This is a genomic window from Peribacillus acanthi (assembly GCF_003073175.1).
Taxonomy (GTDB): Bacteria; Bacillota; Bacilli; order Bacillales; family DSM-1321; genus Bacillus_BN; species Bacillus_BN acanthi.
The window spans coordinates 80385-85822 of the sequence record NZ_QBBX01000004.1; the positions used below are offsets into that span (position 1 = coordinate 80385).

The following is a 5438-nucleotide window of genomic DNA, read 5'->3' on the forward strand; positions in this document are numbered from 1 at the left end:
CACCAACGACATTAACTGTAGCTTCCTTCATATTTCTTGCCTCCAATTAAATACATGCACGATTATTGATTTAATAATATTTCATTTAATGAAGAAAAACTCAGCATTCGCCGAGCTTTCATTTCTTTCGATACATTATTACCATTCACAAACACTCATTATACCGATTACCCTCTAGGTTTGTCTATAAAAACAGTAGGCAGAATATAATCTGCCTACTGCTCTTACTATTTTATGGAATTATTTTGCTGTTCTTATTGCTGTTGATCTTCTTTGTAGTCACAAGATACACATTGAACTTGAATACCTTTTTTTAATTTTTTCTCTACGAGCAAATCGTTACACTTTGGACATTTTCTAGCGATTGGCTTATCCCATGAGATGAAGTCACATCCTGGATATTGATCACATCCGTAGAAGATGCGTTTCTTTTTACTTTTACGTTCAATGATTTGTCCTTTTTCACACTTAGGACAAGGGACTCCAATCTCTTTAACGATTGCTTTAGTATTTCTGCAATCCGGGAAATTACTGCAAGCCATGAATTTACCGTATCTACCCATTTTGAAAACCATCGGGCTTCCACATAATTCACAATCTTCACCAGCTGGTTCATCTTTAATTTCGACTTTTTCCATTTCGGCTTCTGCTTTGGCTAAATGCTTCTCGAAGCCTTGGTAAAAGTCTGAAATTACTTCGATCCACTGTTCACTACCTTCTTCGATATGGTCGAATTCCGCTTCCATCTTTGCTGTAAATTCAACATCAATAATTTCAGGGAAGAATTCCTTTACAAGTTCATATACAATTTCCCCTAATTCTGTAGGAATGAATCTTTTGTTATCCAAGGCTACATATCCACGTTTTTGGATGGTATCAAGGGTTGGCGCGTATGTGGATGGTCGGCCAATCCCTAATTCTTCTAAAGTTTTCACAAGCCTTGCCTCGGTAAACCTAGGTGGTGGTTGAGTAAAATGTTGCTTTGGCTCAATGTCTTTAGAAAAAACTATATCTCCTTCGGACAGGTCAGGTAACATATTTTCTTTTTCTTCAATTGTATCGTCCGTACCTTCCACATATACCTTCATAAAACCTGGGAATTTAACTTTCGATCCATTTGCCCTGAAAATCACTTCACCATTCTTCAAATCCACACTCATTGTATCAAGAATAGCAGGAGCCATTTGACTCGAAACGAAACGTTCCCAGATTAATTTATATAGTCTGAATTGATCTCTTGATAAGAATTCTTTTACAGAAGTTGGATCCTTCATTGTACTAGTTGGACGTATTGCTTCATGGGCATCTTGTGTATTAGCCTGTTTTTTTTCTTTTCTGGTTTCGCTAGATAAATATTCATTTCCATATTGAGAGGTAATATACGATGCTGCTTCTTGCTGAGCAACCTCGGAGATTCTTGTCGAATCCGTTCTCATATAGGTGATGAGACCGACTGTCCCTTCTTTCCCTAAATCAATCCCCTCGTAAAGCTGTTGCGCAAGCATCATTGTTTTCTTCGCTCTAAAGTTCAATTTACGCGCAGCTTCCTGCTGTAAGGATGAGGTAGTGAATGGAAGTGCAGGGTTTCGCTTTCGTTCACGTTTATTGACAGCGTTTACTTTAAATTCATTTCCATTAATTAAGCTTAACACGTTCTTAACATCAGACTCTGTATTAAGCTCGTATCTCTCTCCTTCTTTGCTAAAAAACTGTCCTTCAAAGACATCATTTTTCTTTTGGAAATCTGCTTTTATAGTCCAGTATTCTTCTGGAATGAATGCTTTAATTTCCAGCTCTCGGTCAATGATCAAACGAAGTGCAACGGATTGAACACGACCTGCACTTAGACCCTTTTTTACTTTTTTCCATAATAATGGACTGATGTTATACCCTACTAATCGATCCAAGACTCTTCGGGCTTGTTGGGCATCTACCAGGTTCATATTAATCGATCTAGGCGATTTAAACGATTCCTTGATTGCATCCTTCGTGATTTCATTGAAAACAACCCGGCAATCAGAATGGATATCAATATCTAGCGTATGGGCCAAATGCCACGCAATTGCCTCCCCTTCGCGATCGGGGTCAGCTGCTAGATAAATTTTCTTAGCTTTTTTGGCAGCGGTCTTCAATTCTTTTAATACTGGTCCTTTTCCACGAATCGTAATGTACTTCGGATCAAAATTATTTTCTATATCAACACCCATTTGACTTTTTGGCAAATCCCTCACATGTCCCATGGATGCTCGGACTTTATATTTTTTCCCAAGGTATTTTTCTATCGTTTTTGCCTTGGCTGGTGATTCTACAATAACTAAGTATTCTGACATGAATGTCCTCCTTAAGAGGTTTTGTAAATCTTCACTATTATCTTTCAAGAAAAAATCATTTGTCAACGTTATTTTATTTTATTTTCATAATTCTTTAATTCATTGTCAATATCTTCCACACTTAAAACTAATTTTGCACCATCTTGAATTAGTAGGTTAGAACCCATAGAAAGAGGGTTAAGTATATTCCCAGGTACTGCAAATACCTCTCTTCCTTGTTCTAAGGCATGATATGCGGTAATTAAAGTACCACTGCGTTCCATAGCCTCAATTACTAGAATTCCATCTGATAGGCCGCTTATTATGCGATTCCTAGCAGGAAACATCCAAGGTAAAGGTTTTAGAAACGGATTAGCTTCTGAAAGGACAAGGTTACCTTTCATCATATCCAGTGCTAACGGGATATTCTCCTTCGGATACAAATGAAATAGTCCTCCTCCTAAAACAGCGATGGTCCTTCCCTTGCTTTTCAATGCTTCTCTATGTGCTATTCCATCAATCCCCAAGGCAAGTCCACTGACAATGGTATAGTTTTTTTGTATGAGTTTAGGAGCAAGAGATGCAACGACTTCTTTTCCATATTCTGAGGGTTTACGAGAACCTATTATGGCAAGAGCTCTGTCATTCTCTAATAAGGATATGTTCCCTTTTGCATAAATTACCCATGGGGGATTGTATATATTTTTTAATCTTGAGGGATAAAAATCCGAAAAAAATGTAATACAACTAATCTGATTTGAATGATATATATTTAAAAGGTTGTCTATATTCAGGGAATGGAATTCTTTTAAAAGAGCGGTTGAATTCAGAAGGGTATTTTGAGGAAAAATGAACTTCCATTTTTGTTCATTCCAAGAGGGAAAGTAAAGTAAATTCTCATCATATAGCAAAATTAATTGAATGGTTTTCCATGTGGCTTTTTTACAGTGGTCTAAAGCTATTAATCTTTTATCTAATTCATTCATAGACTCGTTCCTTTCAAAAAAAGATATACAAAATCGCCCCTCGATAGTGAGGGACGATTTAGATATTAAGAGGTTGGTTTTAATGAGTTTTACATTGATCGTAAATGCCTTTTTCTTTTAAAACAGAAATCAAAGTTTCACCCATTACTGATGGAGTATCAGCCACTTTGATTCCGCATTCGTTCATGACGCGGATTTTCTCGTCAGCTGTACCTTTACCACCAGAGATGATTGCACCAGCGTGCCCCATACGTTTTCCTGGAGGAGCAGTACGTCCACCGATGAAGCCAACTACAGGTTTAGTCATATTAGCTTTAACCCACTCAGCAGCTTCTTCTTCAGCAGTTCCACCGATTTCACCAATCATGATTACTGCATAAGTTTCTGGGTCTTCATTGAATGCCTTTAATACATCGATGAAGTCAGTACCATTTACAGGGTCTCCACCAATACCTACTGCTGTAGATTGGCCGATACCAGCTTGAGTTAATTGGTGAACTGCTTCATACGTTAATGTACCAGAACGGGAAACAACCCCAACGTGACCTTTTGTATGGATATATCCAGGCATGATACCGATTTTACACTCTTCAGGAGTGATAACGCCTGGGCAGTTTGGACCTACGAGGCGAGTCTTTTTGCCTTCCATGTAACGTTTCACTTTTACCATATCCAATACTGGAATATGTTCAGTGATACAGATTACTAAATCAAGTTCAGCATCAACTGCCTCTAGGATTGCATCTGCAGCGAAAGGAGCTGGAACGTAAATAACGGATGCATTAGCACCTGTAGCATTTTTCGCTTCGATTACTGTATTGAATACAGGTACGCCTTCAACTTCTTGGCCGCCTTTTCCTGGAGTTGTTCCTGCTACGATTTGAGTACCATATTCTAGCATTTGCTTTGTATGGAAAAGAGCAGTTGAACCTGTAATACCTTGTACGATTACTTTTGTGTCTTTATTAATAAAAACGCTCATTTTTGTCCCCCCTGCCTATTAGCCTACTAATGAAACGATTTTTTGTGCGCCATCTGCCATTGATTCAGCAGCTGTAATATTTAAACCTGATTCTTTAAGGATTTGTTTTCCTAATTCAACGTTAGTTCCTTCAAGACGAACAATTAATGGCACTTCAAGACCAAGTTGTTTCGCAGCTGCTACTACACCTTCTGCAATGATGTCACATTTCATGATACCACCGAAAATGTTAACGAAAATTCCTTTAACATTTTCGTCAGAAAGGATAATTTTGAAAGCTTCTGTAACTTTCTCAGCTGTAGCACCGCCACCAACGTCAAGGAAGTTAGCAGGATCGCCACTGTAATGTTTAATGATGTCCATTGTTGCCATTGCAAGACCAGCACCATTAACCATACAACCGATATTTCCACCAAGAGATATGTAGCTTAAGTCATATTTAGATGCTTCAATTTCTTTTGGATCTTCTTCGTCAAGGTCACGGTATTCTAAAATGTCCTTTTGACGATAAAGAGCATTAGAATCGAAGTTTAATTTCGCATCAAGTGCCATTACCTTTCCATCACCAGTAACAACAAGTGGGTTGATTTCAGCGATTGAACAGTCCTTTTCCACGAAAGCAGTATAAAGAGCTGTCATGAATTTAACTGCTTGTCCTACCAATTCCTTAGGGATATTGATATTGAAAGCAATTCTTCTAGCTTGGTAACCAGTTAATCCAACAACTGGATCGATAACTTCTTTGAAGATTTTTTCAGGAGTTGCCTCTGCAACTTCCTCGATTTCAGTTCCACCTTCTTCTGAAGCCATAAGAACTACACGAGAAGTTGCACGATCTAATACTAGACCGATATAATACTCTTTCTTGATGTCGCAACCTTCTTCAATTAGTAAACGTTTAACTTCTTTACCTTCAGGACCTGTTTGGTGAGTTACAAGCGTTTTTCCTAGGATTTCTTGTGCGTAAGCACGTACTTCATCCAAGTTCTTAGCAACTTTTACTCCGCCTGCTTTACCGCGACCACCAGCATGGATTTGCGCTTTCACGACACAAACTTGAGTACCTAATTCTTTTGCAGCTTCCACAGCTTCTTCAACAGAAAATGCTACGCGGCCATTTGGAACAGCAACGCCGTATTTTCTAAGGACTTCTTTCCCTTG

At 38.4% G+C, this 5438-nt stretch carries 4 protein-coding genes; all 4 read right to left on the reverse strand.

Annotated elements, in window-relative coordinates; translation table 11 throughout:
- Positions 1-254 precede the first annotated feature (254 nt).
- Positions 255-2330, reverse strand: coding sequence for a type I DNA topoisomerase (gene topA / locus DBX25_RS05095; RefSeq protein ID WP_108669702.1), 2076 nt, complete (start codon positions 2328-2330; stop codon positions 255-257).
- Positions 2331-2398: 68 nt separating this feature from the next.
- Positions 2399-3295, reverse strand: a complete 897-nt coding sequence (dprA, locus tag DBX25_RS05100; protein ID WP_108669703.1) for a DNA-processing protein DprA — start codon at positions 3293-3295, stop codon at positions 2399-2401.
- A gap of 79 nt (positions 3296-3374) precedes the next feature.
- Positions 3375-4277, reverse strand: a complete 903-nt coding sequence (gene sucD, locus DBX25_RS05105) for a succinate--CoA ligase subunit alpha (RefSeq protein ID WP_108669704.1) — start codon at positions 4275-4277, stop codon at positions 3375-3377.
- 18 nt (positions 4278-4295) lie between these two features.
- Positions 4296-5438: ADP-forming succinate--CoA ligase subunit beta (gene sucC / locus DBX25_RS05110; RefSeq protein WP_240620156.1), on the reverse strand; the 1143-nt coding region annotated here is incomplete at its 5' end.